Origin of the sequence: Bacillus cereus group sp. BfR-BA-01360 (genome assembly GCF_022663595.1) — a bacterium.
Taxonomy (GTDB): Bacteria; Bacillota; Bacilli; order Bacillales; family Bacillaceae_G; genus Bacillus_A; species Bacillus_A cytotoxicus.
The window spans coordinates 1-242 of sequence record NZ_JAKUFV010000100.1 but is presented as its reverse complement, the minus strand read 5'-3'; the positions used below and the strand labels follow the sequence as shown (position 1 = coordinate 242).

Sequence of the window (242 nt, the reverse complement as noted above, 5' to 3'; positions counted from 1 at the left end):
AGGCGTGCGCTCTAACCAGCTGAGCTATAGGCCCATACAATTTGCAGAATTAATTTATATCACATTTCTTTTTTAGAGTCAATACTTTTTTTCATTGAACTCTCAAAACTAAACGAAATCAAAACACGGAAACTTATATTGATGAACAACATTCATCCATTCTCCATAGAAAGGAGGTGATCCAGCCGCACCTTCCGATACGGCTACCTTGTTACGACTTCACCCCAATCATCTGTCCCACC

At 40.1% G+C, this 242-nt stretch carries 1 rRNA gene; it reads right to left on the bottom strand.

Going from position 1 to position 242, the window contains the following annotated elements:
* Positions 1-169 precede the first annotated feature (169 nt).
* Positions 170-242, bottom strand: a 16S ribosomal RNA gene (locus MR056_RS22125); the annotation flags it as partial.